Origin of the sequence: Kitasatospora sp. NPDC088351, assembly GCF_040685575.1 — a bacterium.
GTDB lineage: Bacteria > Actinomycetota > Actinomycetes > Streptomycetales > Streptomycetaceae > Kitasatospora.
Genome location: NZ_JBFBIL010000008.1, coordinates 41,041 through 66,623 on the forward strand (window position 1 = coordinate 41,041; position 25,583 = coordinate 66,623).

25 protein-coding genes and 1 pseudogene are annotated in these 25,583 nt (G+C 72.9%); 17 read left to right on the forward strand and 9 right to left on the reverse strand.

All coding sequences use genetic code 11. From position 1 onward, the window contains the following. Positions 1-951: 951 nt before the first annotated feature. The 4 genes from AB0P06_RS08635 to AB0P06_RS08650 all read left to right on the forward strand — a co-directional run bounded on the left by AB0P06_RS08635 (position 952) and on the right by AB0P06_RS08650 (position 7,008). Entirely contained in the window at positions 952-2,724 is a 1,773-nt protein-coding gene (locus tag AB0P06_RS08635) for a trypsin-like serine protease (protein WP_363606119.1), read from the forward strand. Between the two features lie 91 nt (positions 2,725-2,815). Next, positions 2,816-4,489 carry a trypsin-like serine protease gene (locus AB0P06_RS08640; protein WP_363606121.1) on the forward strand — a complete coding sequence of 558 codons (1,674 nt, stop codon included), beginning with the start codon at positions 2,816-2,818 and terminating at the stop codon, positions 4,487-4,489. Between the two features lie 547 nt (positions 4,490-5,036). Further along, positions 5,037-5,657 carry a choice-of-anchor C family protein gene (locus AB0P06_RS08645; protein ID WP_363606123.1) on the forward strand — a complete coding sequence of 207 codons (621 nt, stop codon included), beginning with the start codon at positions 5,037-5,039 and terminating at the stop codon, positions 5,655-5,657. Positions 5,658-5,871: 214 nt separating this feature from the next. Continuing rightward, the gene (locus AB0P06_RS08650; RefSeq protein WP_363606125.1) at positions 5,872-7,008 is read left to right on the forward strand and encodes a peptidoglycan recognition family protein; all 1,137 of its coding nucleotides are present in this window, start codon (positions 5,872-5,874) and stop codon (positions 7,006-7,008) included. Between the two features lie 55 nt (positions 7,009-7,063). On the opposite strand, the gene AB0P06_RS08655 is transcribed toward AB0P06_RS08650, so the two are convergent. The 4 genes from AB0P06_RS08655 to AB0P06_RS08670 all read right to left on the reverse strand — a co-directional run bounded on the left by AB0P06_RS08655 (position 7,064) and on the right by AB0P06_RS08670 (position 10,206). Then, positions 7,064-7,594, reverse strand: coding sequence for a hypothetical protein (locus tag AB0P06_RS08655; protein ID WP_363606127.1), 531 nt, complete (start codon positions 7,592-7,594; stop codon positions 7,064-7,066). Between the two features lie 122 nt (positions 7,595-7,716). Continuing rightward, entirely contained in the window at positions 7,717-8,619 is a 903-nt protein-coding gene (locus tag AB0P06_RS08660; RefSeq protein WP_363606129.1) for a hypothetical protein, read from the reverse strand. Between the two features lie 47 nt (positions 8,620-8,666). Then, entirely contained in the window at positions 8,667-9,422 is a 756-nt protein-coding gene (locus AB0P06_RS08665) for an SDR family oxidoreductase (RefSeq protein ID WP_363606130.1), read from the reverse strand. A 7-nt stretch (positions 9,423-9,429) separates the two neighbouring features. After that, positions 9,430-10,206, reverse strand: coding sequence for a 2OG-Fe(II) oxygenase (locus tag AB0P06_RS08670; protein ID WP_363606131.1), 777 nt, complete (start codon positions 10,204-10,206; stop codon positions 9,430-9,432). 354 nt (positions 10,207-10,560) lie between these two features. Here AB0P06_RS08670 and AB0P06_RS08675 point away from each other — a divergent pair, with 354 nt between their 5' ends. Further along, the gene (locus AB0P06_RS08675) at positions 10,561-11,493 is read left to right on the forward strand and encodes a peptidoglycan-binding protein (RefSeq protein ID WP_363606132.1); all 933 of its coding nucleotides are present in this window, start codon (positions 10,561-10,563) and stop codon (positions 11,491-11,493) included. A gap of 137 nt (positions 11,494-11,630) precedes the next feature. On the opposite strand, the gene AB0P06_RS08680 is transcribed toward AB0P06_RS08675, so the two are convergent. Continuing rightward, positions 11,631-12,569: a GDSL-type esterase/lipase family protein gene (locus AB0P06_RS08680; RefSeq protein WP_363606133.1), complete on the reverse strand. Its 939-nt coding sequence runs from the start codon at positions 12,567-12,569 to the stop codon at positions 11,631-11,633. Positions 12,570-13,154: 585 nt separating this feature from the next. Between AB0P06_RS08680 and AB0P06_RS08685 the strand changes: the two genes are divergently transcribed. From AB0P06_RS08685 to AB0P06_RS08695, 3 genes are all read left to right on the forward strand, one after another. Continuing rightward, complete coding sequence (locus AB0P06_RS08685) at positions 13,155-13,358, forward strand: cold-shock protein (protein ID WP_030918248.1); 204 nt, start codon at positions 13,155-13,157, stop codon at positions 13,356-13,358. A 372-nt stretch (positions 13,359-13,730) separates the two neighbouring features. Beyond that, a complete protein-coding gene (locus AB0P06_RS08690) occupies positions 13,731-15,242 on the forward strand; it encodes a DEAD/DEAH box helicase (protein WP_363606135.1) in 1,512 nt (503 codons plus the stop codon). Positions 15,243-15,398: 156 nt separating this feature from the next. Then, entirely contained in the window at positions 15,399-15,815 is a 417-nt protein-coding gene (locus AB0P06_RS08695) for a CBS domain-containing protein (RefSeq protein WP_363606136.1), read from the forward strand. Positions 15,816-16,127: 312 nt separating this feature from the next. Here the strand turns inward: AB0P06_RS08695 and AB0P06_RS08700 are convergent, their stop codons facing one another. Next, positions 16,128-17,036, reverse strand: a complete 909-nt coding sequence (locus AB0P06_RS08700) for a helix-turn-helix domain-containing protein (protein WP_363606137.1) — start codon at positions 17,034-17,036, stop codon at positions 16,128-16,130. Positions 17,037-17,155: 119 nt separating this feature from the next. Between AB0P06_RS08700 and AB0P06_RS08705 the strand changes: the two genes are divergently transcribed. Further along, on the forward strand, positions 17,156-17,740 hold the full coding sequence (locus AB0P06_RS08705) for a pyridoxamine 5'-phosphate oxidase family protein (RefSeq protein ID WP_363606139.1): 585 nt from the start codon (positions 17,156-17,158) through the stop codon (positions 17,738-17,740). A gap of 120 nt (positions 17,741-17,860) precedes the next feature. On the opposite strand, the gene AB0P06_RS08710 is transcribed toward AB0P06_RS08705, so the two are convergent. Next, positions 17,861-18,295, reverse strand: a complete 435-nt coding sequence (locus AB0P06_RS08710) for a CBS domain-containing protein (protein WP_363606140.1) — start codon at positions 18,293-18,295, stop codon at positions 17,861-17,863. Positions 18,296-18,397: 102 nt separating this feature from the next. Here AB0P06_RS08710 and AB0P06_RS08715 point away from each other — a divergent pair, with 102 nt between their 5' ends. From AB0P06_RS08715 to AB0P06_RS08725, 3 genes are all read left to right on the forward strand, one after another. Continuing rightward, positions 18,398-19,297 carry a helix-turn-helix domain-containing protein gene (locus AB0P06_RS08715; protein ID WP_363606141.1) on the forward strand — a complete coding sequence of 300 codons (900 nt, stop codon included), beginning with the start codon at positions 18,398-18,400 and terminating at the stop codon, positions 19,295-19,297. 84 nt (positions 19,298-19,381) lie between these two features. Beyond that, on the forward strand, positions 19,382-19,813 hold the full coding sequence (locus AB0P06_RS08720) for a VOC family protein (protein ID WP_363606143.1): 432 nt from the start codon (positions 19,382-19,384) through the stop codon (positions 19,811-19,813). Positions 19,814-20,048: 235 nt separating this feature from the next. Beyond that, the gene (locus tag AB0P06_RS08725; protein WP_363606144.1) at positions 20,049-20,207 is read left to right on the forward strand and encodes a hypothetical protein; all 159 of its coding nucleotides are present in this window, start codon (positions 20,049-20,051) and stop codon (positions 20,205-20,207) included. A gap of 126 nt (positions 20,208-20,333) precedes the next feature. Here AB0P06_RS08725 and AB0P06_RS08730 read toward each other — a convergent pair whose 3' ends face one another. Further along, on the reverse strand, positions 20,334-21,248 hold the full coding sequence (locus AB0P06_RS08730; RefSeq protein WP_363606145.1) for a TIGR03619 family F420-dependent LLM class oxidoreductase: 915 nt from the start codon (positions 21,246-21,248) through the stop codon (positions 20,334-20,336). 213 nt (positions 21,249-21,461) lie between these two features. On the opposite strand from AB0P06_RS08730, the gene AB0P06_RS08735 reads away from it, so the two are divergent. Continuing rightward, complete coding sequence (locus AB0P06_RS08735) at positions 21,462-21,716, forward strand: hypothetical protein (RefSeq protein WP_363606146.1); 255 nt, start codon at positions 21,462-21,464, stop codon at positions 21,714-21,716. Positions 21,717-21,799: 83 nt separating this feature from the next. Continuing rightward, positions 21,800-22,120, forward strand: a complete 321-nt coding sequence (locus tag AB0P06_RS08740; protein WP_363606148.1) for a hypothetical protein — start codon at positions 21,800-21,802, stop codon at positions 22,118-22,120. A 28-nt stretch (positions 22,121-22,148) separates the two neighbouring features. Here AB0P06_RS08740 and AB0P06_RS08745 read toward each other — a convergent pair whose 3' ends face one another. Beyond that, a complete protein-coding gene (locus AB0P06_RS08745; protein ID WP_363606149.1) occupies positions 22,149-22,751 on the reverse strand; it encodes a YetF domain-containing protein in 603 nt (200 codons plus the stop codon). A 195-nt stretch (positions 22,752-22,946) separates the two neighbouring features. On the opposite strand from AB0P06_RS08745, the gene AB0P06_RS08750 reads away from it, so the two are divergent. The 3 genes and pseudogenes from AB0P06_RS08750 to ligD form a co-directional block, all read left to right on the forward strand. Continuing rightward, positions 22,947-24,071, forward strand: coding sequence for a saccharopine dehydrogenase (locus tag AB0P06_RS08750; RefSeq protein ID WP_363606151.1), 1,125 nt, complete (start codon positions 22,947-22,949; stop codon positions 24,069-24,071). Continuing rightward, complete coding sequence (locus AB0P06_RS08755; protein WP_363606152.1) at positions 24,068-24,631, forward strand: TetR family transcriptional regulator; 564 nt, start codon at positions 24,068-24,070, stop codon at positions 24,629-24,631. Before AB0P06_RS08750 ends, AB0P06_RS08755 begins: the two co-directional genes overlap by 4 nt. A gap of 53 nt (positions 24,632-24,684) precedes the next feature. Further along, a pseudogene (ligD, locus tag AB0P06_RS08760) lies at positions 24,685-25,563 on the forward strand (non-homologous end-joining DNA ligase); the annotation flags it as partial. Between the last annotated feature and the right edge of the window lie 20 nt (positions 25,564-25,583).

Here is a 25,583-nt window from a genome sequence, read left to right on the forward strand (position 1 = left end):
GTTCGTCAGAGTGTGTGGTCTCCGGCGGGGTGGACATCGGTACGGGTGGGTGTCTGCGCGAACGCGCTTGGGTGGGCGGGTGGTTGCGGCGGGGCGCCTCGGGTCTCCGGGGTCCTGGCGGGCGGGTGTCGGAGCCGGAGGTCCGGGCCTGCTGTCCCCCTGTCCCCCGCCGGTGGCGGTGGCCGCTGCCTCCTTCGACACCGGTCCCGTGCATCCCGATCGTTCGCAGGACCCCCTGTGCGCACAAAGCGGCTGCGCCGTGTATCGGCGCGGCAAGCATAAAGGGAACTGGTTAGCAGGCAGAAGGGTTCTCATCAGAGTCCTTGTATTCCAATCCAGTTGACCGATCGGGGGGCACCTGGACGGCATCAGGCACTTCACCGCAATGCCCGATATTGACCGATGATCCCCCTTGCTCCGATTGTGGATCTTTGACCGCCGGCCAGGACAAAGTGACTCTCCTTCACATCCGTTGGGGGGCTTGCCAGGTGATCTAGACTTTGGCCCGGCATTACCGACTTGATGGATCAGGCCGACTGGAAGGGCAGGAAGGTGCTGGAGAGTTCGCTTCGCCATGCCCGTCGGACCGGTTTCCACAAGGCGGGAATCGGCCGTTTCCAGCCCCCGCCCTCTCCGACCCTCGTCAAGCCGAACCGGAGGGATATGTTTGATGAACAGTCGTATACGCAGGTGTGCGGCGACCGGGAGGGCCCGCAGTTCCCGCGGCCGCAGCCGCGCTCAGTGTGTCGGCCTTCGTATCCGCCGGTACCGTGCCCGTGGGCGACACCGCCACCCGGGCCCCGGACGTGCCCCGTGGGCGGCTTCCCGGAGCGTCGGTAAGAGCCCCGGAAATGCCCCGGCCGCCGTCGTCGGACGCGGTGTCACCGGCTGGCCGAAATCCTTCCTTCATCATCTGACTTCGTAGTCACTCTGTTTCTAGGAACTGAACTCATGCTTCGTAAGACCTCATCCCGCACCTGGCGGGCGGGCATACTGGCCGCCGCCGTCGGCGCCGGTGCCCTGACCACCTTCTCCGCCGCTCCGGCCGGTGCCGTCACCGGCACCCCCGCCGCCGACGGCGCCTACGCCTACACCGCCCGCCTGGACATCGGCAACAACGTCCGTGCCTGCACCGGCGCGCTGATCGACCCGTACTGGATCATCACCGCCGCTTCCTGCTTCGCCGACAACCCGGCCCAGCCCACCGCCCTGGCGGCCGGCGCGCCGAAGTGGAAGACCACCGCCACCGTCGGCCGCACCGACCTCACCACCACCGGGGCCGGCAAGACCGTCGAGGTGACGGAACTGGTGCCGCGTCAGGACCGTGACCTGGTCATGGCCCGCCTGGCCACCCCGGTCGACGGCATAGCCCCGCTCGCCCTCGCCACCACCGCCCCGGCGACGGGCGAGAGCCTGCGGGTGGCCGGCTACGGCCGCACCACCACCGACTGGGCGCCGGTCAAGCTGCACTCCGGCCTGTTCACCCTCAACACCGTCAAGCCGACCGCCGTCGACACCACCGGGGTCAACGGCGCGGCCGTGTGCAAGGGCGACACCGGCGCCCCCACCATCCGCGAGACCAACGGCAGGGCCGAGCTGGTGGCCGTCGCCTCCCTCTCCTGGCAGGGCGGCTGCCTCGGCACCCCCGCCACCGAGACCCGCACCGGCGCCACCAGCACCCGCACCGACGACCTGGGCGCGTGGATCAACAAGACCCGCCACACCACGCCGTCCGGCACGGTCGTCACCGGCACGCCGTTCACGATCGCCGACCCCGCCGACGGGCACCTGGTCACCTACCTCCAGGACAGCAAGAACCACCTGTGGTCCGTCGACCCCAACGACGAGGGCTGGACCGACCTCGGCGTCTACGCCGCGTCCTCGCCCACCGCCGTCGTCAACCCGGCCGACAACCACGTCGTGGTCTACGTCAACGGCCCGGACAACAAGCTGTACTCGTACGACACCCGGACCGGGCAGTGGACCCCGTTCGTCCTCACCACCTCCGGTACCGCCCTGGCGCCCGACGCGGTGCCGCGCACCGTCGTCGACCCCGCCGACGGGCACCTCGTCACCTACGTCCGCGACACCGCCCACCACCTGTGGTCCGTCGACCCGCAGGGCGAGGGCTGGAAGGACCACGGGGCGCTGGCCGCCACCGACCCCGTCCCGGTGATCAACCCCAACGACGGGCATGTCGTCGTCTACGTCAACGGGCCGAACAACCAGCTGAACTCCTTCGACGAGCGCGGCGCCGGCCGTGTCGAGTTCGTCCCCACCCCGGCCGGCACCGTGATGGCCCCCGACGCCGTCCCGAGCACCGTCGTGAACCCCGCCAACGGGCACTTCACCACCTTCGTCCGCGACACCAACAGCACCCTGTGGTCCGTCGACCCGCTGGGCTCCGGCTGGGCCAGCCACGGAACGATGGCCGCCACCGACCCGGTCGCCGTCGTCAACCCGGCCGACAACCACGTCGTGGTCTACGTCAACGGGCCGAACAACCAGCTGTACTCCTTCGACCTGCAGACCGGGCAGTGGACCCCGTTCGTCCGCACCCCCGCCGGCACCGTGCTGGCCGCCGACGCCGTCCCGCAGACCGTCGCCGACCCGGTCACCAGGCACCTGGTCACCTTCGTCCGTGACACCAACAGCACCCTGTGGTCCGTCGACCCCCAGGGCCCGGGCTGGATCCGCTACTACGGCGGCCCCTCCGCCCCCTGACCCGGCCTCACACACCACCTCCGGGCCGGTGACCACACGGCCACCGGCCCGGCACCAACCGGCTCTTCGTGTCCCGAGAGGAACTGAACTCATGTCTCGCACGGCTTCGCCCCGCATCTGGAAGGCGGGCATGCTGGCCGCCGCCGTCGGCGCCGGTGCCCTGACCACCTTCTCCGCCGCTCCGGCCGGTGCCGTCACCGGCGACGCGGCCGCCGACGGCGCCTACGCCTACACCGCCCGCCTGGACATCGGCAACAACGTCCGTGCCTGCACCGGCGCGCTGGTGGACCGCAACTGGATCATCACCGCCGCTTCCTGCTTCGCCGACAACCCGGCCCAGCCCACCGCCCTGGCCGCGGGCGCGCCGAAGTGGAAGACCACCGCCACCATCGGCCGCACCGACCTCACCACCACCGCCGGGAAGACCGCGGACATCGTCGAGCTGGTACCGCGTCAGGACCGCGACCTGGTCATGGCCCGCCTCGCCACACCCGTCGACGGCATAGCCCCGCTCACCCTCGCCACCACCACCCCCGCCGCCGGCGAGAGCCTGCGGGTGGCCAGCTACGGCCGCACCACCACCGACTGGGCGCCGGTCAAGCTGCACTCCGGCCTGTTCACCCTCAACACCGTCAAGCCGACCGCCGTCGACACCACCGGGGTCAACGGCGCGGCCGTGTGCAAGGGCGACACCGGCGCCCCCGCCATCCGCGAGACCAACGGCAGGGCGGAGCTGGTGGCCGTCGCGTCCCTGTCCTGGCAGGGCGGCTGCCTCGGCACCCCCGCCACCGAGACCCGCACCGGCGCCACCAGCACCCGCACCGACGACGTCGCCGGCTGGGTGCAGCAGGTCCGCGCCACCGCGCTGGGCTGGAAGACCCAGGCCCTGGTCAAGGGCGACACCGGCCTCTACCAGGCCACCCGCCTCTACGACGGCTCCTGGACCCCGTTCGAGGACGTCCAGGCCAAGGCCGGCAGCACCGGCGGCGTGCGCGTCGCCTCCACGGCCGGCATCAACGGCGACACCCACATCGTCACCCTCGGCGGCGACGGGCGCCTGCACCACGCCATCCACCGCCTCGACGGCACCTGGCAGCCCTTCGGCGACGTCAACACCGTCGCCGGCAACCTCAACGACATCACCCAGGTGGCCACCGCCAGCGTCGGCGGCGACCTGCACGTCGTCGTGGTGGCCGAGGGCGGCCAGGTCTTCCACACCGTCCGCCTCGCCAACGGGACCTGGGCCGGCTTCGGCCCGGTCTTCGGCGCCACCGGACCGCTGAGCGGCATCACCACCGTCGCGGCCGCCGGCGTGGGCAACGACCTGCACGTCGCCGCCGTCGCGGACGGGAAGCTCTACCACACCCGGCGCACCGGCGACGGGACCTGGAGCGGCTGGGGAGCAGTGGCCTCCGAGGCCGGCGCCACCGGTCCCGTGACCTCCGTCGCCATGGCCCGCCAGGGCGACGCCGTCAACGTCGCCGTCCTCACCGACAACGGCGCCAACCAGTACCACACCATCTGGTTCCCGAACCAGACCTGGCAGCCCTTCCGCTCCCTGAGCGGCGTCCTGGGCCAGGTCACCGCCACCTCCATCAGCGCGGCACCCGTCGACCAGGACGTCCAGTTCGCGGTCGTCACCAACGACAACCGTGTCCTGACCACCGCCCGCCTCGCCGACGGCGGCTGGAACCCCGCCACCGCCCTCAACCTCCAGGGGATCACCGGCAACCACACCGGCACCGCCCTCACCGGCACCCTCTGACACCGCCCCACGACAGGCCCGGGGGCGGACGGCCACACGGCCGCCCGCCCCCGGGCGCACCGAACACACCGAACGCGCCGACATGGCCCCGGGCCCGGGTACGGGCCGCCCCGGCCACGGACCGGGCGCGGCCCGGCAGGACACCGCGCCCACGTGGCCGGGGCGCAGGCGGCCGTGGCACTGCCCGGCCGCGGCGCTGCGTTCCGGCAGGCGTCGCCGGCCCGGGACTTCCCGGGGCTCCCCGGGGCTCCCGGTCCGCGTGGCCGGGGGTGTTTGAGACGCGGGCGGGGCGTACGCGTCGCCGACGCGCTACCGGGGCCCCGGTGGTGCGGGCGGAAGAACGCCCGCCTCGGGGCCTCGGTCGCCGGCCCCGCGCCGCCGGTGGCGGGCGGCGGGCGGCCAAACCGGCGTGTGAGAGCCCACCGGTGGCGCCCCGCACCACGAGGCGCCGGCGCACCGGTCTTGGCCCCGTCTCCCGGCAGGCCGCAGGATGTGCGCTGTTCAGCCGACTTCAGGCTCTCGTACGGCTTCCACCTGGGAGGATCCCATGCTGACCTCGCGCGCCTGCGCCGCTGCCGTCACCGCCGTCCTGCTCGCCGCCGGCACCGCCGCGACGGCGCTGCCGGCCCACGCCGCCGGTCCGAGCGGCCGCCTGGCCGCCCTCAGCCGCTTCGACGACGGCAGCTTCGAGACCCCCAAGGTGGCGGCCAACACCTTCCAGGACCTCGTGGCGGGGCAGACCATCGGGCCCTGGCAGGTCACGAGCGGATCGGTCGACCTGATCGGCGCCGGATTCTGGCAGGCCGCCGAGGGCGACCAGTCCGTCGACCTCAACGGCTCCGCCCCCGGGTCCGTCTCCCAGGCCTTCACCACGGTGCCGGGGGCGGCCTACACCGTGACCTACTCCCTCGCGGGCAACCCGGACGCGGCACCGGCGGTGAAGACCGGCCAGGCCCTCGTCGACGGCCAGGACTTCCAGGACTTCACCTTCAACACCGCCGGCCGCAACCGGGCCGCCATGGGCTACGTGACCCGCCAGTTCACCTTCGTGGCGACCAGCGCCGCCACCACGCTGGCGTTCGCCAGCACCACCCCCAACAGCGCCGCCGGACCGGTCGTGGACAACGTCCAGGTCCAGCGGTGCGCGCCCTGCCCCTCCTGCAACTGACCGTGCCCCCGGGGGCAGGCGGCACGGTCCGCCCGCCCCCGCCGGGAGCGGGGGACGGGGCACTTCGGTGAACGTCCGGAAAAGCGGAACCCGCAGTAGCGTTTCCGCGGATAGATTCGGGTACTGATCGGCCGTCACCGGGGGGACGGCGTCCCCGGTTGCGGGCCGTGGCCTCCCGCGTGCCGGTTTCGGCCCGCGCAGAACAGGACTGCCCATGACCCACGCCCAGCCCGCCCTGCCCCGGCGCACCGTCCTGGGGGCGATAGGCGCCGGCGCCGTCGCCCTCGCCGTCACCCCCGCCGCGTCCGCCGCCGCGCCCGCCCCCGCCGCCGGGACCCCGGGCGCCGCGGGCGGCGGGCTCGCGGGCGGTGTGCCGCAGACCCGGGCCATCTCGCCGGCCGGGACGGCCGCCACCCGGGTACGGGCCGGCTTCCCGATCCGCTACGCGGCCGTGAGCTGGCAGGGGCCGCGCCGCGGCGCCTCGATCCGCTTCCACCGCGCCGGCGAGACCGGCCCGTGGCAGCCGCTGCCGGCCGGCTGCGCCGGCGGCCCGGACGGACACGAGAGCGCCGGCGCAGGCGCGCTGGTCGCCGCCGGCGGCGCGGACGGCTACGACCTGCACCTGCCCGACGGCGCCTCCCGGGTGCGCAGCGCCGCGATCGACACGGCGCACGGGCCGGTGCGCGCGCAGGCCCGTGCGGTGGCCGGTCCGCTGTCGTTCTGCGGGGTGGAGTACCTGTCGCGAGCCGCGTGGGGTGCGGACGAGTCGAAGCGGTTCAAGGACGGGGTGGAGAACTCCCCCGTCAAGTACTACCCGCTGCAGACGCTGACGGTGCACCACACGGACACCGTGAACGCCGACCCGGACCCGGCGGCGAGTGTGCGGGCGGTCTACGAGTACCACGCGGTGACCCTGGACTGGGGCGACATCGGCTACCACTTCCTGATCGACGAGGCCGGGCGGGTCTACGAGGGCCGCTGGTCGGGCGATGACGGCATCCCGGCACACGACGCGGCCGGGAACGTGGTGACGGCGTTCCACACCTCGGGCTTCAACTCGGGGAACCTGGGCATCGCGCTGCTGGGCACGCTGAGCGGGCAGGCGCCGACCGGGGCGGCCCGGCGTTCGCTGACGGTGCTGCTGGGCGCGCTGACCCGGGCGCACGGGCTGGACCCGCGGGCGCACACGACGTTCGTCAATCCCGTCAACGGGGTGACCAGGCCGGTGGACATGATCAGCGGTCACCGGGACTGGCTGGCCACCGACTGCCCGGGCGGGGTGATGTACGCGTCGCTGCCGCAGCTGCGTGCGGACGTGGCGGCGCTGGGCCGAGCCGTTCGCGGGGGTTGAGCGGGGTGTGCCGGGGCCGCCCGTCCGTGGTCCGGGCGGGCGGCCCCGGGCCGGTTCAGCGCTGGAGGACGATCTCGGGGTAGCGCGGTGACGGGCCGTCGAACAGGACGGTTGGACGGTGGCGCAGCTGGAGGTCGAAGAAGGCGGTCAGATAGGCGCGTTGGGCGGTGATGGCGTGCGGGCCGTCGCCGGTGCCGAGGAAGTGGTCGAGGTCGGCGGCGGTCCAGGCGATGGCGGGCCGGGCCCGGGGCAGCAGGAGCTCGAAGTCGGTGTAGGACAGGTGCCCGGAGCCGGTGAGGTCCAACTGGCGTCGCCAGCCGGTGAGTTCGGGCCACAGGATGTCCCACATGGCGTCGCGGGCGGGGCTGTCCCAGGCGGAGCTCATGAGCAGGACGGGCCGGGTCAGGCCGTCGGTGGCGGGGGCGCCGAAGACGGGGCCGTCGAGGCTGGCGCCGGCCTGGACGCGGGGGTCGTCGTGGAGGGTCTGCAGGGTGGTGGCGCCGCCCATGGAGTGGCCGAACATGCCGACGGTGGCGGGGTCGAGGGCGGCGGCGCCTTTCTCTACCCCACCAACAAGCTCAACCACCCCCACCCAGCCGTTGGCCGCCACCGATTCCCGGTATGAGCCACAACGGCGCACCGTGGCGGTCTCCCTCGCGATGGCCCTCGCCCCAGAGCTCCGGTGCGGGGGCCACGGGCGTGCCGGCCTTACTCCTCCAATCGCTTGAGTTCACCGGGCCCACCGGGTTCTCCAGGCCCACCAGGCCCACCAGGTTCACCGGGCCCACCGGGTTCTCCAGGCCCACCAGGTTCACCGGGCCCACCGGGTTCACCGGGCTCACCGGGCTCCCCGGGCTCACCAGGTTCACCGGGCTCACCAGGTTCACCGGGCTCCCCGGGCTCCCCGGGCTCCCCGGGCTCCCCGGGCTCTCCGGGCCCACCGGGCCCACCAGGCCCACCAGGCCCACCAGGCCCACCAGGCCCACCAGGCTCCCCAGGCTCCCCAGGCTCACCGGGCTCACCGGGCTCCCCAGGTCCCCCCGGATCGCTGGACGACACGCTCGACACCGTGTTCGCGGCGGTGGTGACCGTCTGAGCCGCCGTTCCCGCCAGGGTGGCGGTGGCCCCGATCACCACCCCGACCGGGCCGCCGCCCAGCGCCACCACCGCGGCTCCGATGTCCCCGGCGAGACGGCCGATCGCCGCGAACACGCTCGCTATCGCGTTCAGCGCCGAGACGATGCTCGATCCGTCACTGAGATTGATCCTGCCGATCAGATCGATGGCATTGGCGGACGTGGTCTCCACATCCACCACATGCTGGATGACCGATCCGGCCACCGTGCCGAGCACGCCGACGTGCTTGGACAGTGAATCCTTGAGGTTGTTGACCTGGTTCTGCACCTCCTGCATGGAGTTGCCTTTGGCAATGGCCTGCACCACGTTGCCGAACGCGGCGCCGATGTCCCCCACCGCAGGGCTGCCCGCCTGTTTGACGGCCGCCTGGATCTGGTTCGCCAGCTGGCCCGACTGGGTCAGGCTGTTCTGTATCGACTGTGCGTCCGCAGGCGCAGAGACCGGTACTTGGAAGAAAGTGTTGCCATTCGACATACGACGCTCCCGTGACCTCGTTCTCCATCGATTTCTTCTGATGCTGTTCAGCGCCGGATCGGGACGCTCTCCTCGTCCCGCACCCGCCGCGGCTCCCGGTCGATGACCCGCACCTGCCCGGTCTCGGAGCCGGCATCCAGCTCGTACAGCGCCGCCAGGACGCGTTCGACGCTCACGATGCGCGGAAAGGTGTTGGGGGCGACCACGTTGACCCGGACCCCGGCGGGGGCGAGTTCCGCCGCCAGGTGCCGGCTCGCGATGTCGAGCGCGGCCTTGCAGGCGCTGTATCCGAGCTGACCGGTGCCGGGGAAGGCTCTGGAGGCGGCCACCGACGACAGGTTGATGACATTTCGACGGTGCAGCCGGTTGTCCTCGGGGATCGCCCGCCACGACTTCTCGTAGAGCTCGGCGACCACCTGCAACGGCCGCACCACGTTGACCAGGAACTGCCGTGGCAGACGCGCCAGGAAATCGAGCGAGGTCCCCGGCCCCCAGTCGTACAGCACGGCGCTGTTGACGACCAGGTCCACCCGGCCGAACGCGGCGAGTGCCAGCTCGGCGATCCGCCCGGGGCTGCCCGGCTCGGCCAGGTCCGCGGCGATCGGATAGAACGTGGTGTGCCGCTCGTGCACCGGCGGGGCCTGGTTCAGCGGGTCGACCACCTGCTCGTACCGGCGCTCGGCCCCGGCGGGGCAGGTCCGGTAGACCGCCGCGATGCGATATCGCGACGACAGGGAACGCAGAAAGGCTCCGCCCAGGCGGCCCCCGGCGCCCAGGAACAGGCACACCCGTGGCTCGGACATCACGGCATCACCGCCCACTCGCTCTGGCCCAGCGCACGATCTCCCGGTCCGTCCACCGGGTCACGGCGTCCTCCTTGCTCCGGTGCAGCCAGAGAACGAGCGAATTGCGCTGCGTCGTGCTCGCCAGATAGGTGTGGAACGAGGTGGGCGTGCATTCGAAGGCGAGCATTCCGTTGTCCGTCGGGGGCACCAGCACGGTCGGTTCGGTGACGGCGGTGGTCCGGTCGAGGTACAGCCCGGTCTCACCGCCGCGCCCCGGAAACCACGGCCCGTTGTCCAGGTAGTACAGGACGGCCACCGCCCGCACCCGTTCCACGGTCTCCAGGCCCGGCTCCGACGTGGTGCCGTACCGGTAGCTGCACCGCCCGGAGTCGGCGAGATTGACCCCGTCCGGGTGCGGCCGCGCCACGAACCAGCCCGGGTTGAGATCGTTGTGCACCTGGCCGCTGGCGGCGCCGGCCTCGTGGTGGTGCAGCGAGGCGTTGACGTCGCAGGTGACCGGCACGTCGAAGACGCGGGACAGCGCATCGCGGAACTCCGAGGACAGGAAAGCCTCGAACGCCCCACGGTAGCCTGGTCGGAAGCTGTGACCGGTCGCGTCATAGCCGCGCATGTTCCGCTGGAAGCCGTCCGTCCCGTCGACGGCCAGCAGCTGTCGGAGCTCCAGGGCCATCTGCTCGTACCGGGTGCGGCGGAACACCGGCTCGGCCCAGAGATGCCGGAACGGATACTCCCGCAGCCGCCACCGGCGCCCGTCGAGAATCTCATCGAGGCTGCTGTTCACCGCTCGCCCTCCGGGATGACCTGGGTGGAGGCGTACAAGGCTCGGAAATGTTCCTCTACCGACAGCCTGAACGGCCTTGCCGGAGTCGGCAACTCGGGGTGCCTCCGGTGAACACCGCTTTCATCCTTGGCAGTTGTGGACGCCAGGCGGACTCGACCCTTCGCCTCCCGAGTTGCACCACACATGGAACGGCCGGAAACTGATTGCGGGCGGGGCTCGCAAGGCAGAACTGCCGACTCTGCGCTTTGTACTGAGCGATGGTCACCGATTCACGGAGCGCGGACCGGGTAAGGCCTGTCCGCCCCGGGGGCGGCGGGCGTGCACGAAGGGGGGCTTCCTCCCGTAGGAGTCACGATGCAGCAGAGCGTCCAAGACGCCTTCATTCCGTTCACCGAACCGCTTGAAGGCCGCGTGCACTTCATGTATCTCGACATCAAGAGCCTGGTGTCCACCGGGGTGGGCAACCTGCTCGACGCCGACGATCCCTCGAACCTCGGGAGCAACGCGCATCTGCTGCCCGATGCCTTCACCCTGAACTGGGTCGACAAGAACTCCGGCGCTTCGGCCGCGCATGCCGACATCGAGCAGGAGTACCAGACGGTCAAGTCCAGCGGCACCTCCCACGCCCTGCTGCCGCAGAAGGAGGCGGTCACCACGCTGCGGATCGACGACGCGGCGATCGACGGGCTGATCACGAGCAAGCTGGCCGACTTCGAGAGCCAGGTGAAGGGACGGGCAGCGTTCAGCGATCTGGACAACTGGCCCGCCGAGGGCCAGCTCGGTCTGTTCAGCATGGTGTGGGCGCTCGGGCCGCTCTTCCACTTCCCGAACTTCGAGGCCGCGGCCTCGGCCGGCCCCGTGGACTGGCTCACCATGGCGCGGGAGAGCCATATGACCGACACCGACAACCCCGGGGTGGTCCCGCGGAACGTGCTCGACGGGCTGCTCTTCACCCTGGCCGGCTGGAAGGCCTCGACCTCGGGCGACTTCACCCAACTCGCCTACGACCCCGCGCAGAAGCTCGACGCCAACATGCGCTCGGGGAACTTCCCCGTCCCGCTGAACCTGGCGGTCGGCGTGCAGACCGCCCTGGAGAAGCTCGGCTTCGACCCGAACGGTCTCGACGGCATCTTCGGGCCGGGCACGCAGGCCGCCCTGGTCAAGTTCCAGCAGTCCAACCAGCTCAGCGAGACGCCCGGCGCCGGTGGCATCGACGACGTCCCACAGGAGACCGTCGACGCCCTGGGATCCCAGCTCGACACCGCCGGAGTCTCCCACTTCCCGTAGCCTGCCGGCCCCCGCCCGGCCCTGACGCCTCTGCCCCCGGGGGCTCGCGGCGCGCCCGGCAGGCGCGCCGCGAGCCCGTGCGCCCGTCCCGATGCCCCAAGAGGACCTCAGGGAACAGGCCGTTCACGACCGGGGGTTCACCCCTCGCTGCCCACGCCCGTGGCGATCTTGCCGAGGCTCTGCCAGCCCGGCCCGGCCGCCGTGTCGCCGCCGTTGTTCCGGTACGCGGTCACCGATCCGTCGTCGTTGATGTAGAGGTAGTCGGCCCGGCCGTCACCGTCGAAGTCCGCCCAGCGCACATGGCTGCTCACCTCGGGTGCGCTGCCCGGCACCGGGGTGTTGCCGGGCAGCCAGCCGCTGCTGAAGGCCTGGTCGAGTGCGGGGAAGAAGGCGTCCGCCATCCGCTTGTAGCCGGCGTCCCTGGGGTGCAGGTCCCCGACACCCGCGAACTCGGTGGTGGGATCCAGCGCGGGCGCGTCCACATAGCGGAAGTGGCGGCCCAGTTGTGCCTGGGCCGGCTCGAACTGGCTGATCCGGGAGTTGTACTGCTGGATCAGGCCGGGCAGGGCGGTGCCGGCCGGGCAGCCCGGGCAGGCGGTGGTCGGTATCAGGCCCTGCAGAATGACGGTGATGCCCGGCCGGGCGGTGTAGATCCGGTCGAGCAGTTGCTTGAGACGGTCCGGGGCGTGGGCCGGGTCGTCGTTGTTCTGCAGGTCGTTGAGCCCGAGGTGCAGCAGGACCACGTCCGGGCGCTGGAGGCCGAGCCAGCTGTCGACACCGCCGCTGATGTCGTTGATCCGCCAGCCGCCGTGCCCCTCGTGGCTCCGCTCCCCGAACGTGGCCGGGCCGTCCGAGCCGGAGCCGACGAAGTGCACGGTGTACCGGGTCTGCGCGGCGACGTCGCCCGCCAGCGGCTCACGGTAGCCACCCCAGTCGCTGCTGCCGAAGCCCTGGGTGATCGAGTCGCCCAGCGGCATCACCCTGAGCACGGGCGGGGCGGTGGCGGCCGGGGCGGCGGTGGCGGCACCGGATCCGAGGCCGAGCACGCCGCCGGCCGCGCCGAGCAACGCGGCCATGGCAAGCGGTAGGAACCTTTTCACGAGCTGTCCCCCTACAGATGGTGATGAAGCATCAGGGGGGTGCGTTCGCGCACCCCGGCGGCGATCCTGTCGCATCCCATCGGCGCCGACGCGGCCGGGGTCAGCTCCGATGATCTTCAGGTCCGGGAGTGAGTGACCAGACAGGCCCCGTTCGGCCTCCGCTGACTCCGGGTGACCGGGCGGGCTCCCCACCCGGTCACGAGGACGCAGCCCACGCGGAGTGGGGAGTCGGCCACGTCGACTTCCCACTCCGCGGCTCGGCCGAAACTCACGCAAAGGCAGCCGCCGCGGCGCCTCCTCGGGGGGCTCCCCCGGGCCCTGGTGCTGCCCGGCGCGTCGCCGTCCGGCGACACCGGGGAAAAATAATTCCACCGCGGCGAGCTGTGGCCTGCTACAGTCGACTTAGTTGCAGTAGTGGTTCCCATGAACTTTGTGTGCGCCTGCTGATGTATTCGCAGGTGCATTTTTGTTTCCCGGCTCTTTTTCCGGGCGGGTCATCATCGCGGCGACTCGAAGTCCGCACAGTGCGGGCTTCGGACAGCCCTTGAAGGAGAATTTTTTATGGCTAATGGCACTGTGAAGTGGTTCAACGCGGAAAAGGGCTTCGGCTTCATCGAGCAGGAGGGTGGCGGCCCCGACGTCTTCGCCCACTACTCGAACATCAACGCCAACGGCTTCCGTGAGCTGCTCGAGGGCCAGAAGGTCGAGTTCGACGTCACGCAGGGCCAGAAGGGCCCGCAGGCCGAGAACATTCGTCCGCTGTAGTTTTTCTGCCATGGCACCCGCCTAGCAGCGAGGGGCCCGCACCGCGTACATGCCCGGTGCGGGCCCCTCGGCATTGCGCCACGACCGGTCCCCGGCCACTCAGGCCCCCTGGCTCCGCCACCGGCGGCCATCCCCACGCGAGACGCACAGCGCCGCGTCCGGATCGGCGCCCCGCCGTGACATCTCACGGTTCGAGGTTCTTCGCTCCCGCACTCCGCACGTCCGGTGAGCGCCGACCATAGGCGACGTGCCGCAACGGTTTCACCGTCCACGCTCCGCTCGTCACAGTTTCTGGCCCGTTCCTTGCGATCTCTGCCGCACCCGCGCCGCAGAGCCCTCCTCGTGACGTGCCGCACCGAGGAAGGTTTCCGCATGAACCGCTCCAGTCGCTCCTCACACCAGAACTCCGGCTCCCGCTCCGGCGGCGGCTCCCGGTCCCGCTCGGGCGGCGGCCGGCGCTTCACCGGCCCGACCGGGCGTCAGGGCTCATCGCCGCAGGGCGAGTTCGCGATGCCGGTCAGCACCACACCGGCGCTGCCCGCCGTCGAGTCCTTCGGCGAGCTGGACATGCCCAAGGCCCTGCTCTCGACGCTGACCCGCCAGGGCGTTACCTCGCCGTTCCCGATCCAGGCCGCCACGCTGCCCAACTCGCTGGCCGGACGCGACGTACTCGGCCGAGGCCGTACGGGCTCCGGCAAGACCATCGCGTTCGGCCTCGCCCTGCTGGCCCGCACGGCCGGCCGCCGCGCCGAGCCGCGCCGCCCGCTGGCCCTGGTGCTCGTCCCCACCCGGGAGCTCGCCCAGCAGGTCACCGAGGCGCTCACCCCCTACGCCCACTCGGTGCGACTGCGGCTGGCGACCGTGGTCGGCGGGATGTCGATCGGCCGCCAGGCCCAGGCGCTGAACCGGGGCGCGGAGGTCGTCGTCGCCACCCCCGGCCGGCTCAAGGACCTGATCCAGCGCGGTGACTGCCGACTCGACGAGGTCGGCATCACGGTGCTCGACGAGGCCGACCAGATGGCCGACCTGGGCTTCCTGCCGCAGGTCACCGAACTGCTCGACCAGGTCGCCGCCGACGGTCAGACGATGCTGTTCTCCGCGACCCTGGACCGCAACGTCGACCGGCTCGTGCGCCGCTTCCTCAACGACCCCGTCACCCACTCGGTGGACCCGTCCGCCGCCACGGTCAGCACCATGGAGCACCACGTGCTCCATGTGCAGAACCACGACAAGAACGCCACGATCGCCCACATCGCCTCCCGCGAGGGCGGTGTGATCATGTTCATCGACACCAAGCACGGCGCCGACCGCCTGGTCGAGGACCTGCTCGCCAACGGGGTGAAGGCCGCCGCGCTGCACGGCGGCAAGTCCCAGCCCCAGCGCACCCGCACCCTCGAACAGTTCCGCTCCGGCCGGGTCACCGCGCTGATCGCCACCAACGTCGCCGCCCGGGGCATCCACATCGACGGACTGGACCTGGTCGTCAACCTCGACCCGCCGGCCGACCACAAGGACTACCTGCACCGCGGCGGCCGCACCGCACGGGCCGGCGAGTCCGGCACCGTGGTCACTCTCGTCCTGCCCAACCAGCGCCGCGAAACGGCCCGCATGATGGCCACCGCGGGCATCACCCCCACCGCCAGCCGGGTCCACTCCAGCGACGGGGAGCTCGCCCGCATCACCGGCGCCCGCGTCCCCACCGGCATCCCGGTCGTGATCGCCGACCCCGTCGTGGAACGCCCCCGCCGCAGCGCCTCCGCCAACCGCGGCCGCCGCAGCCGCCCCGCCGCCGGCACCGGCACCAGCGCCGGCACCGGCCGTAACCCGCAGGGCGCGGCCGGCTCCCGCCGCCGGGCGCCGAGGCGCGTCGCCCTCGCCGCGTAGGACGCCGCACCTGCCCGGCCCGCGCGGCGGGCCGGGCCCGCGACGACCGCAGGACGGACGCCGGACGCCGAAGCCCGCGGCCCCGTCGAACGCTCTCCCCGCCAGTGCCCTGATCGCCGCCGTCATCGGCGGGACCGACGCGAAGGAGCCACGCCCATGACCGTCACGCTCGAACACCCCACCGCCGCCACCGCCACGGTCGGCGACCTCATGACACGCCCGGAGCTGCAGATCAGCGACGATGTCATGGTCGACACGGCGATGGACATCCTCCGGAGCTCCGGCGCCGACCACGCCCTGGTCCGCGACGAGGAGGGCCGCTGCGCCGGGCTGCTGACCCGCCTGCACCTCGCGCCGTTCCAGGCCCGGTCCTGGTACACCGAACGCACCCCGGTCCGCGACATCGTGCACGACCGCGCCCCGTTCGCCACCGCCGACATGCCCGCCACGGTCGCGGCCGCCGCCATGCGCTCCCGGGGCCTGGACGCGTGGCCGGTGGTGGACCACGACGGCCACGTCATCGGCCTGCTCAGCCTCCAGGCGCCGTCCGGCCCGCCCCGGACCGGCTGCTGACACGAGCGGACGGGTCCACGGGGAACCGGACGATTCCGCCCCCTGGACCTCGCTCACCCCGCTCATGCCGCCCCTGGTGGACTTCGTCCACCAGGGGCGGAGTGCGCCCCGAAGCCGCGTAGCGCCGGGCAGGAGCCGCCGGCGCGGCTCTCAGCCGCCGACCGCCGGGCCCGTCTGCCGTATGCCCGGCCGGTCCCCCGTACCGGCCGGTCGCTCCGAGCATGGCGGACGGTCGCAATCGTCGTCTTGTACGAATGCGCAGTTTCGGAGCGGCGGGCCGCACGACGCCCCCGCGGAGAACGAGCCCGGGGGTCAGCCCGCGTGGTGGCGGGGCCGGCCCGCCGCCAGGACGGCGCTGGTCACCCGTCCCGCCAAGCGGTCCGTCGGTTCGGGCGGGACGGCCGCCCGGCGGGAGGCGAGGAACTCGCGTGGGGAGCAGCCCACCATCCCCCGGAAGGTGCGGTCGAGGTGCGACTGGTCGTAGAACCCGCACTGCGAGGCGATCCGGGCGCCGTCCCAGTCCGGTCGCCGCTCCAGCACCGTCAGCGTCCGCTGCAGGCGGATGATCTTCGCGACCTGTTTCGGCGGCACCCCGAGGTGCTCGCGGAAGCGCAGTTCGAGGCGTCGGCGGCTCCAGCCGGTGCCCTCCACCAGCGCCCTGACCGGCACCAGCCCGTGGGAGCGGCGCAGTTCGTGCCAGGCCCAGGCGACGGAGGGCTCCCACGGCCGTCCGTCCACCAGCCGGGACGCGAAGAAGGCGTCGAGGAGCGCGAACCGCGCGCCCCAGCCGGGGGCCTCCGCCAGTCGGCCGGCCAGGCCGCGCAGCGACTTGCCCAGCACCTCCCCGGCGTCGGCCCACTGGCCGCCCAACTCGCCTGCCGCCGGCCCGAGGAGGTGGAAGGCGCCCTGGGGCGTGAGCGAGACCGTGAGGCCGTAGAGCCGGCCGCCGTGCTCGGCGATCGTCGCCGTGCGGCGCAGCCCGGCGGCCACCGAGCCGAACGACTCCGGCGGTGTCGCGGCCACCGCGTCGGTCAGCCGCATGGCGCCCTCGAAGCCGATCGCCAAGGTGACGACGTCGGTCGGCACCTCCAGCCGGCGCCTGGGCTGACGGAGCGTCATGTCGTAACCCCGGTAGCCGAGGACGTACGGACGGAGCGGCTCCGCCGGTGCGCCGTACGCCATCTCGCACTCCGCATCCATCGCCCCGTGTTCCAGGTCCATCGCAACTCCCATGGTCGGCCCACCGATTGGCATGCGCACGACCTATCATAGGGCAGCGGCGTTGTCTCGACAGGTGAGAACAGTTTTCTTGGCAGGCGAGATGAGGCACAATCATCCGTATGGGAAAGACTTACGAACGCATCGACGGCCGACTGCGGAAGTTCATCGAAAGTCAGCCCGTCTACTTCGTCGCCACCGCGCCGCTCGCCGCCGACGGACACGTCAACGTCTCACCGAAGGGCCGGTCCGGCACCCTCGCCGTGATCGACGAACTCACCGTCGCCTACCTCGACTTCGGCGGCTCGACCGCCGAGACCATCGCCCATCTGCGGGAGAACGGCCGGATCACCCTGATGTGGTGCGCCTTCGACGGCCCGCCCACCGTGGTGCGGGTGCACGGCCGGGGCGAGCCGGTGTTCCGCGACGACCCGCGCTTCGCCGGCCTGCTGGGCCGGTTCGACGAGGGCGCCGACGGCTCCGGGCTGCGTGCGATCGTGCTGGTGAGGGCCGACCGGGTCGGCGACTCCTGCGGGTTCGCCGTCCCGCTGATGGACTACCGGTCCGACCGCGACCTGCACGAGCAGTACTTCGGCCGCAAGACGGAGGACGAGTTCAACACCTACTGCGAGGGCAAGGAGTACGTCGGCAGCAGCATCGACGGCCTCCCCGCGCTCCCCCTGCCCCTCCCGCCGCGCCCCGCATGACCAGAGGCCGTCGGCACACCGGCATCGGCGTGACGACGACGCCCGTGCCGCCGTCCACGGCCGGGAGCCCTCGCGCAGCACCGCGCGAGGGCTCCCGGCCGCCTTGGGCGGGCGGGTGAACTACCGCTTCATGTAGACGCTGTCCATGAAATCGATGATCTGCTGATCCGTCAGCCGGTGTCCCTCGCGGTGCCCCATGGCGAGGTCAGCCTCACTGATCATGCCGACCAGGCGCTCCCCGTCGATGACCGGGATACGGCGGATCTGGTGCTGCTCCATCTTCTTCAGCACCACGTCCATGCTGTCCTCGGCACGGACACAGTGCAGGTGCCCGGCCAGCTCCATGGCCGTCATGTCGGCCGGTTCCTTGCCCTCCGCGATACATCGGACGACGATGTCGCGGTCGGTGATGATGCCCTTCAGCTTCTGGTCGTTGCCGCAGATCGGGAGGGCGCCGACGTGCATGTCGCGCATCATCATGGCGGCTTCGGCGAGGGTCTGGTCGGCGCGGATGCACTGGGCGCCGGTGTGCATGATGTCTCGGGCAGTGGTCACTGGGACTCCTTCACAGGTCTCCCCCGAGCTCTCGGTGTACCTCTGCGATCACCATAAGCAACACTTTGGCGGCCCGCGAGCCCACCGCCCGATACTGGAGGCGTGACCCAGGATCTCGCCGAGGTGGTCGACGAAGCCGTGCGGGCCCGGCCCGCGACGGCGCTGCGCCCGTATGTGGCCTGGTACTCCGGGTACCGCCGGCGCGGCATCGCGCCCGCCGTGCACCGGGGCCTGCCGTCGCCGTACCTGACCTTCATCCTCACGCTGGACGAGCCGCTCACCATCGCCGGACACCCCGATCCCGCGCAGCCTCCCGCCGTCTACGCCACCCTCCTCGGCGGGCTGCACACCTCCCCCGCGCTGATCACCCACGACGGCCGCCAGTCGGGTGTCCAGCTCGCCGTCCACCCGCTGGCCGCCCGGGCGCTGTTCGGCCTGCCCGCCGGGGAGCTGGCCGGGATCAGCCTGCCGGCCGAGGACGTCCTCGGCCCGTTCGGCGAGCGCCTCCAGGAGGAACTGCGGACCGCCGCCGGCTGGCCCGAGCGGTTCGCCGTGCTGGACGGGGCGCTGCTGCGGGCCGCCCGCCCGTCCGGACGGGTGCCGGCCGAGGTCGGGTGGGCCTGGCGGGCGCTCCGCCGCAGCGGCGGGACGCTGCCGGTGGCGGAGCTGGCGCGGGAGACCGGGTGGAGCAGCCGCCATCTGCGCGACCGGTTCCGCCAGGAGACCGGGCTGACGCCGAAGGCCGCCGCCCGGGTGATCCGCTTCGACCGGGCCCGCCGGCTGCTCGCCGCGTCCGGGCCCCGGCCCCGGCTCGCGGAGCCGGCCGTCTCCTGCGGTTACTTCGACCAGGCCCATCTGGCCCGCGAGTTCCGGGCGCTGGCCGGGTGCGCGCCGAGCGCCTGGCTGGCCGCGGAGGGGCCGGACGCGGCGAAGTTCCGAAACGTCCAAGGCGGGGTGGGCACGGCGGCGGCAGAGTGGGAGCCGTCACCCCGGCCTGAGTAGGGCGGGTCCGACGATTCGCCCGCCTGGCGGGAGTCGTCGGACCCGCCCGCCCCAGGCGACCCCGCTCCGAGGAGGCACGCAGCCATGGACACTCCGACTCCCGCTCCGCAGGTCTGGCCCAGCCTGCACGCCCGCGACGCCCGGGCCCTGATCCGCTTCCTGGTCGACGCCTTCGGCTTCCAGGAGGTCGTCACGTACGGCGAGGGCGAGTTCGTCGCGCACGCCGAACTCGCCTGGCCCGAGGGCGGCGGTGTGATGCTGGGCTCCGACCGGGAGACCCCGGACGGCAGCCACCCCTGGCCCGGCCGGACGGGCGGCTTCACGGCGTACGTGGTCACGGCCGACCCGGACGGCGTGCACGCGCGTGCGGTCGCGGCCGGCGCCCGCATCACCACCGGGCCGCACGAGACCGACTACGGCTCGCGCGACTTCGCCGCCGCCGATCCGGAGGGCAACCACTGGTCCTTCGGCACCTACCCGGGCGCCCCGCGGCCTCCGGCGGCCGGCCGGGGCTGACCGGACGGGCGCGCGGGCGTACGCGCGCCCGGGGCCCCGCTTCCACCCCTCCGGTTGCAGGCGGCCCGGGGGACGACAAGGCTCGGAAGGAGCGGGAGCACCGGGTCGGCTTCCGGTCCGGCCACGGACCGTGAGAAGAGGCGATCGTACGCAGGCCGGACGACAGGGCCGAGGGCGCCGCCGGGCGCCGGGCCGGCTTCCCCCTCCCCCGTCCCCTCGTCGACAGGAGTCCCCGATGATTCTCTTCCTGATCATCGTGCTGCTCGCGGTGGTCTTCGGCTTCGTCGGCGCCCTGGTCAAGGGCCTGCTCTGGCTGATGATCATCGGCATCGTGCTGTTCGTCGTCGCGCTCGTCTTCGGCGGCGTGTCCCTCGGCCGCCACTCGCGCAGATGACCGGCGGCCGTCCGCGCTCCCGGCCGGGGGTGAAGACGGCCCCCGGAAACCGCCGCCCCGCGCCCAGGGCTTCCCGGGCACGGGGCGGTGGCAGGGCGGCGGTCGGCACCGCCCCGGGAATCGTCCCTAGCCCTTGCGCAGGACCGTGATGAACTCCTGGGCGAGATCCAGGAGTTCGTCCGCCGTGGAGGTGGTCAGCTGGGCGTCGACGAAGACCTCGTCCGCCCCCGCCTCGACGGCGGAACGCAGATAGTCGCAGACCTGACGGACCGTCCCCCGCTTGTGGGTGTGCGCCGGATCGGCCGGGGACGCGGTGATGGTCGGATTCGCCCGTACGACCATGCGCAGCCGGGCCGGATCCCGGTCCGCCTCTTCGGCCGCCCGCAGGGCCAGGCCCCAGAGACCGGTCAGATGGGGCAGCGGCATCGCCGCCGCCAGCCAGCCGTCACCCCGGCGTCCGACCCGTTCCAACGCCGCCGGGCCGAACCCGCCCAGCAGGATCGGCGGCCGTGGCCGCTGCGCGGGCTTGCGGGGGATCCGGGACGCCGGGACGTCGAACAGCGCCCCCCGGTGCGCCACCACGTCCGACGTCCAGATGGCCTCCAGGAGGTCGAGCGTCTCCTCCAGGCGGGCGCCCCGGCCCTGCCAGGGCACGCCGGCCGCGGTGTACTCGTCGCGCAGCCAGCCCAGGCCGATGCCGACATCCAGGCGCCCGTGGCTCAGCAGGTCCAGGGTGGTCAGGGTCCGGGCGAGCAGAACGGGCGGCTGCCAGAGGGCGTTGAGGGTGCTGCTGCCCAGCCGTACCCGCTCGGTGGCGGTGGCGGCCAGGGTCAGTGTGAGCAGCGGGTCCAGGTTGGTGGCGAACTCCTCGGGCATGGGATCACCGCCCGGGTACGGGTCGCTGGGCTCGACCGGCCCGAGGATCCGGTCACCGACCCACAGGCTGTCGTATCCCATGGCCTCCAGTGCCCGGCTGGACTCGACGACGAGATCCGGGTCGGCGAAGACGCCGAACTGGGGAACGGAGAATCCGATCCGCATCAGAAAACCTCCTCAGGTCTTACTCGAAGAATGCTGCCCTACCCGGGAATCCGGTTCGGTACCGCCGGTGGTTACAGCCGGGCCCGGCCGTAACCACCGGCGGCCACAGCGGTTGTGCAGGTGGTGCCGGCAGGCCACCGTCCTGACCCGGCGGGGCCCGCAGGCGCGCACGGCCCGCCGACGGCCGGCCGCACAACGACACGGAGGTACGCGATGAGCAACGGGAGCGACCGTTCCTCGACGACGAGGTCAGCCGTGATTCCCCCGCAGGGCCCGGAGAGTGCCGGGCAACGGGCGGCCGCGCAGATGCTCGCGCTCCGGGAGGTCGTCCTTCCGGCGGCGGTGATCGGCGCCGCCATCGAGCTCCTGGGGGAGCGCCTGCGCGATCCGGACCCGGTGACCCGGGAGGCGGCCGCCGCGGTGGTCGCCCGGTTGCGCGCCTCGGTCACGGACGGCGACCCGGACTGAAGGTTCACACCTTCGGGCGTGCCCGGCCGGGTCCATCGGCGGCGGAGCGTGACCAGCGGAGGCCGGCGCGGGTTGTTCCCACCGTGACAGACCCCGCGCATACCGGCCACCCTCCCGCAGCCCGGACGAACTGGGCCCTCGTCCATCCCGTCCTGGCCGCTCTCACCCAGGCCGGCGTGCCGCTCGGCAGGGGCGACCTCCAGCAGCTCCACCACGTGGCGGCGCTCGGCCCGGGGTTCGTCCACACCCTGGCGCGCTGGCTGCGGTCGGCGCATCACGCGCCGCCGCCTCCCGAGGTCGCCGCGTCCGCCGGCCCGCCCGCCTTCCCGGAGGCCGTCCACCCGCCGGCCGTGCCCCGTGACGAGGGCGGCGCCGCCGGGACGCGACGGCTGAAGGTGTCCTGAGGGGCGTCCGGTCGTCCCTCCCCCCGGGTCAGGATCCCGACGGCCGCGGGCCGTCGGGATCGGCCCTGTGCTCGGCGAGGGCCGACAGCAGCTCCTCGATCGCGGTGAGCCGCCGCTGCAACGCGGCGATGTCACCGCGGGTGGCGCCCTGCTCCGCGGGCTTGAGCGTGATGACCAGCTGTCCGTCCGGCTCCAGCCGCCCGGTGCGGACATCGCTGATGGTGTCGCCGTTCTGCATGCGGACGGCGTGTTTGATCTCCGAGGGGCGCAGCGCCAGGCGCCGTACCGCCCCGGGCACCAGGGCGCCGTCCCGGACGACGGTGGTCGCGGTCCCCTCCAGCAGCCGTGCCGCCCTCGGATCGCCGGCCAGCCAGCGGGTCACCGCGGAGTTGACGGCGACCAGGGTCACCGCCCCGACCACACCGCCGAGGAGGCTGTTGTCCGCGCCGATGACGGCGTTCTGCACGACGTTCGACAGCAGGAAGATGACCACGAAGTCGAAGGTGTTGAGGCCGGCGAGGCCGCGTTTTCCGGCCAGTCGGAACAGCAGCACGAGCAGGGCGTAGACCGCGACCGTGCGAATGATCTTCTCGATGACCGGCATCTGAATGATCACCAGGTCGCGCCACATACCCCGCTCCTCGCAAGCCCGCCGGTGGGGCGGCAACAGCCCGAGCACCGACGCTACGCGCGTCGGCCCCCACGCCCTGCCCGACACCCCGGCACCCCGCCCCGCCCCGGTCCGGCGAGGCGGCCGGGCAGAGCGGGGCGTCGGGTCCGGGCGGCACTGACGGCTCCTTTAGGTCGGATGACCTATTTTTGTCGCATGAACCTCCTCACGGACGTCCACGACGACCTGACCTTCGACGCCGACGGCCCCGTCCTCCTGGTCGGCGGCTACGGCACCGTCGGCACGGAACTGGCGCGGCTCGCCGCCTCCCACTGGCCGCTGCTGCTGACCGGCCGCTCGGAACAGCGCGGGGCCGCACTCGCGCAGGAGCTCGGCGGCACCGAGGTGCGGCGCTGGGACCTCACCGACCCGACGCCCTTCACCGCCGCCGTCCGCGCCGTGGCGAGCGTGGTCAACGACCCCGACGACCGGGTGCTGCGCGCAGCCGTCCGGTCCGGCGTCCCCTACGTCGACGTGACCCGCTGGACGGCTCGGCTGCAACGGGCCGCCACCGTGGCGGCACTGCTGCGCCCGACGGCGCCGGTGCTGCTCTCCTCCGCCTGGATGGGCGGGGTGACCAGCCTGGTCACGGCCGCCCTGGCGGAGCGGCTCGGCGGGGCCGACCGGGTCGAGACCGCCATCCGGTGGGACCTCGCGGACCGGGCCGGCGCCGACTCGGTGGAGTTCATGGACCGGCTCGGCCTCGACTACGAGGTGGTGCGGGACGGCCGCCGCCGTTCGGTGGCCCCGCTCAGCGGCCCGCGCACCGTCCGGATCGGCGACTCCCCCACCCGGGTCGCCGGGATCGACACCCCCGAGCAGTTCACCCTCCCGCTCACCCTCGGCACCACCACGGCCGCCACCAGGATCGGCTTCAGCTCCCGGGCCAGTACCACGGCGCTGCTCGCCGCCAAGCACGCCGGGCTCTTCCGCTGGGGCCGGGGCGAGCGCTGGGAGCCCGCCCGCCGCGCTCTGCTGTACTCACCGGGCGCGGGCGGCGTGGCCCGGCTGCGGATCGACGTCGGGCACGGCGGACACGGGCTGAGCGCGGTGGTGGAGGACCGCGCGGGGCAGGCCCATCTGACGGCGGTCGGCGCACTGCTGGGCCTGCGCCGGGCCCTGGGCACGGACGGCGCCGCGCCGCCGGTGGGTGTGGCGTTCCCCGAGCAGACGCCCCGGCCGGACCAGGTCCTGGCCGATCTCGCGGCGGTCGGCGTCACCGTCGCCGTCCGCGCCGACGCGCGGACGGGCGCCGACAGCCGGACCGGGGCCGCCGCGTGAGCGGCAAGGGCGAACAGCGTCGGGCGCAACTGCTGGACGCGGCCGAGGAGTTGCTGGCCACCGCGGGCGGCACCGAGCTGTCGATGCGGGCGGTCGCGGCGGCGGCGGGCGTCCGGCTCGGGCATCTGCAGTACTACTTCCCGACGTACGCGGCGCTGGTCGCCGCCGTGCTGGAGCGGGTGCTCGGACGGTCGGCGGAACGGCTGGCGCCGCTGCTCGGACAGCCGGCCGAGGAGGCCCAGCTGGTCCGGGCGCTGCTGGCCGAGCAGGACGACGCCCGGCTGGTCCGGCTGTTCGCCGAACTGTGGGCGCTGGCGGCCCGCGACGAGGCGGTGGCGGGCGCCGTCCGGGCCTTCTACGCCGAGTACCGGGACCAGGTCGCGGCGTTCCTCGCGGCGCGCCGGCCCGAGCTGCCGGAGCCGGTGCGGCGGGCCCGGGCGCAGGTGTTCGTGATGCTCGTCGAGGGCGCGGCGCTGTTCCGCTCCGGCATCGCGGGCGAGCGCGACCCGGCGGCCGACGAGGAACTGGTCCGGACCGCCCGGGCCCTGCTCGCGCCGTAGGGACCCGCCGGGCAGACTGGCAACGGAGGCCCGGCGGAGGCTCGGAGGCGGCCATGCCGCAGATGGTGGTGGACGGGCGCACCCTCGCGCTCTCGCACCTCGACAAGGTGTACTACCCGCGGACGGGCACGCTCAAGGGCGAGGTACTGCGCTACTACGCGGCCGTGCACACCGCTCTGCTGCCGCACCTGCGCGACCGTCCGGTCTCCTTCCTGCGCTGCCCGGACGGGGTGGAGGGCGAGGTGTTCATCGCCAGGAACCCGCCCGCCGGGACCCCGCGCTGGGTGCGCACGGTGGAGGTGCCGAGCGACGGCGGAGACCTTCGGCAGGTGGTCCTGGACGACGGCGCCGCCCTGCTCTGGGCGGCGAACCTCGGCTGTCTGGAGCTGCACGTGCCGCAGTGGCACGCCGCCGCGCCCGGGCTCGCCGACCGGCTGGTCCTGGACCTCGACCCGGGCGAGGGCGCCTCCGTGCTGACCTGCCGGACGGTGGCGGGGCTACTGCGTGAACGGCTGGCGGCGGACGGGCTCGACGCCTGGGTGAAGACCTCCGGGTCCAAGGGGCTGCACCTGATGGTGCCGCTGGAACCGACGCCGAGCGCACGGGTCTCCGGGTACGCCAGGCAGCTGGCCGCCGCGCTGGAGGCGGAGCGTCCGGACCTGGTGGTGCACACCATGGCGAAGGCCCGGCGCACCGGGCGGGTGCTGGTGGACTGGTCGCAGAACGCCGCCAGGAAGACCACCGCCGCGCCCTACACCGTCCGGGCCCGGGCCCGCCCGACGGTCTCCGCACCGCTCTCCTGGGCGGAGCTCGCGCGGGCACGGTCGGCGGAGGAGCTGGTGTTCACCATCGCGGAGGTGCCGGGGCGGCTGGCCGAGCACGGGGATCTCCTCGCGCCGCTGCTCGACCCGGCACGAGCCCGTCCGCTGCCGCCGGCCGCCCGGTCGGCGGC

Coding starts and splice junctions, on each gene's coding strand:
- AB0P06_RS08635 (WP_363606119.1), top strand. CDS start 952: ATGCTTCGTAAGACCTCATCCCGCACCTGGCGGGCGGGCATACTGGCC.
- AB0P06_RS08640 (WP_363606121.1), top strand. CDS start 2,816: ATGTCTCGCACGGCTTCGCCCCGCATCTGGAAGGCGGGCATGCTGGCC.
- AB0P06_RS08645 (WP_363606123.1), top strand. CDS start 5,037: ATGCTGACCTCGCGCGCCTGCGCCGCTGCCGTCACCGCCGTCCTGCTC.
- AB0P06_RS08650 (WP_363606125.1), top strand. CDS start 5,872: ATGACCCACGCCCAGCCCGCCCTGCCCCGGCGCACCGTCCTGGGGGCG.
- AB0P06_RS08660 (WP_363606129.1), bottom strand. CDS start 8,619: ATGTCGAATGGCAACACTTTCTTCCAAGTACCGGTCTCTGCGCCTGCG.
- AB0P06_RS08665 (WP_363606130.1), bottom strand. CDS start 9,422: ATGTCCGAGCCACGGGTGTGCCTGTTCCTGGGCGCCGGGGGCCGCCTG.
- AB0P06_RS08675 (WP_363606132.1), top strand. CDS start 10,561: ATGCAGCAGAGCGTCCAAGACGCCTTCATTCCGTTCACCGAACCGCTT.
- AB0P06_RS08680 (WP_363606133.1), bottom strand. CDS start 12,569: ATGGCCGCGTTGCTCGGCGCGGCCGGCGGCGTGCTCGGCCTCGGATCC.
- AB0P06_RS08685 (WP_030918248.1), top strand. CDS start 13,155: ATGGCTAATGGCACTGTGAAGTGGTTCAACGCGGAAAAGGGCTTCGGC.
- AB0P06_RS08690 (WP_363606135.1), top strand. CDS start 13,731: ATGAACCGCTCCAGTCGCTCCTCACACCAGAACTCCGGCTCCCGCTCC.
- AB0P06_RS08695 (WP_363606136.1), top strand. CDS start 15,399: ATGACCGTCACGCTCGAACACCCCACCGCCGCCACCGCCACGGTCGGC.
- AB0P06_RS08700 (WP_363606137.1), bottom strand. CDS start 17,036: ATGGACCTGGAACACGGGGCGATGGATGCGGAGTGCGAGATGGCGTAC.
- AB0P06_RS08705 (WP_363606139.1), top strand. CDS start 17,156: ATGGGAAAGACTTACGAACGCATCGACGGCCGACTGCGGAAGTTCATC.
- AB0P06_RS08720 (WP_363606143.1), top strand. CDS start 19,382: ATGGACACTCCGACTCCCGCTCCGCAGGTCTGGCCCAGCCTGCACGCC.
- AB0P06_RS08725 (WP_363606144.1), top strand. CDS start 20,049: ATGATTCTCTTCCTGATCATCGTGCTGCTCGCGGTGGTCTTCGGCTTC.
- AB0P06_RS08730 (WP_363606145.1), bottom strand. CDS start 21,248: ATGCGGATCGGATTCTCCGTTCCCCAGTTCGGCGTCTTCGCCGACCCG.
- AB0P06_RS08735 (WP_363606146.1), top strand. CDS start 21,462: ATGAGCAACGGGAGCGACCGTTCCTCGACGACGAGGTCAGCCGTGATT.
- AB0P06_RS08745 (WP_363606149.1), bottom strand. CDS start 22,751: ATGTGGCGCGACCTGGTGATCATTCAGATGCCGGTCATCGAGAAGATC.
- AB0P06_RS08750 (WP_363606151.1), top strand. CDS start 22,947: ATGAACCTCCTCACGGACGTCCACGACGACCTGACCTTCGACGCCGAC.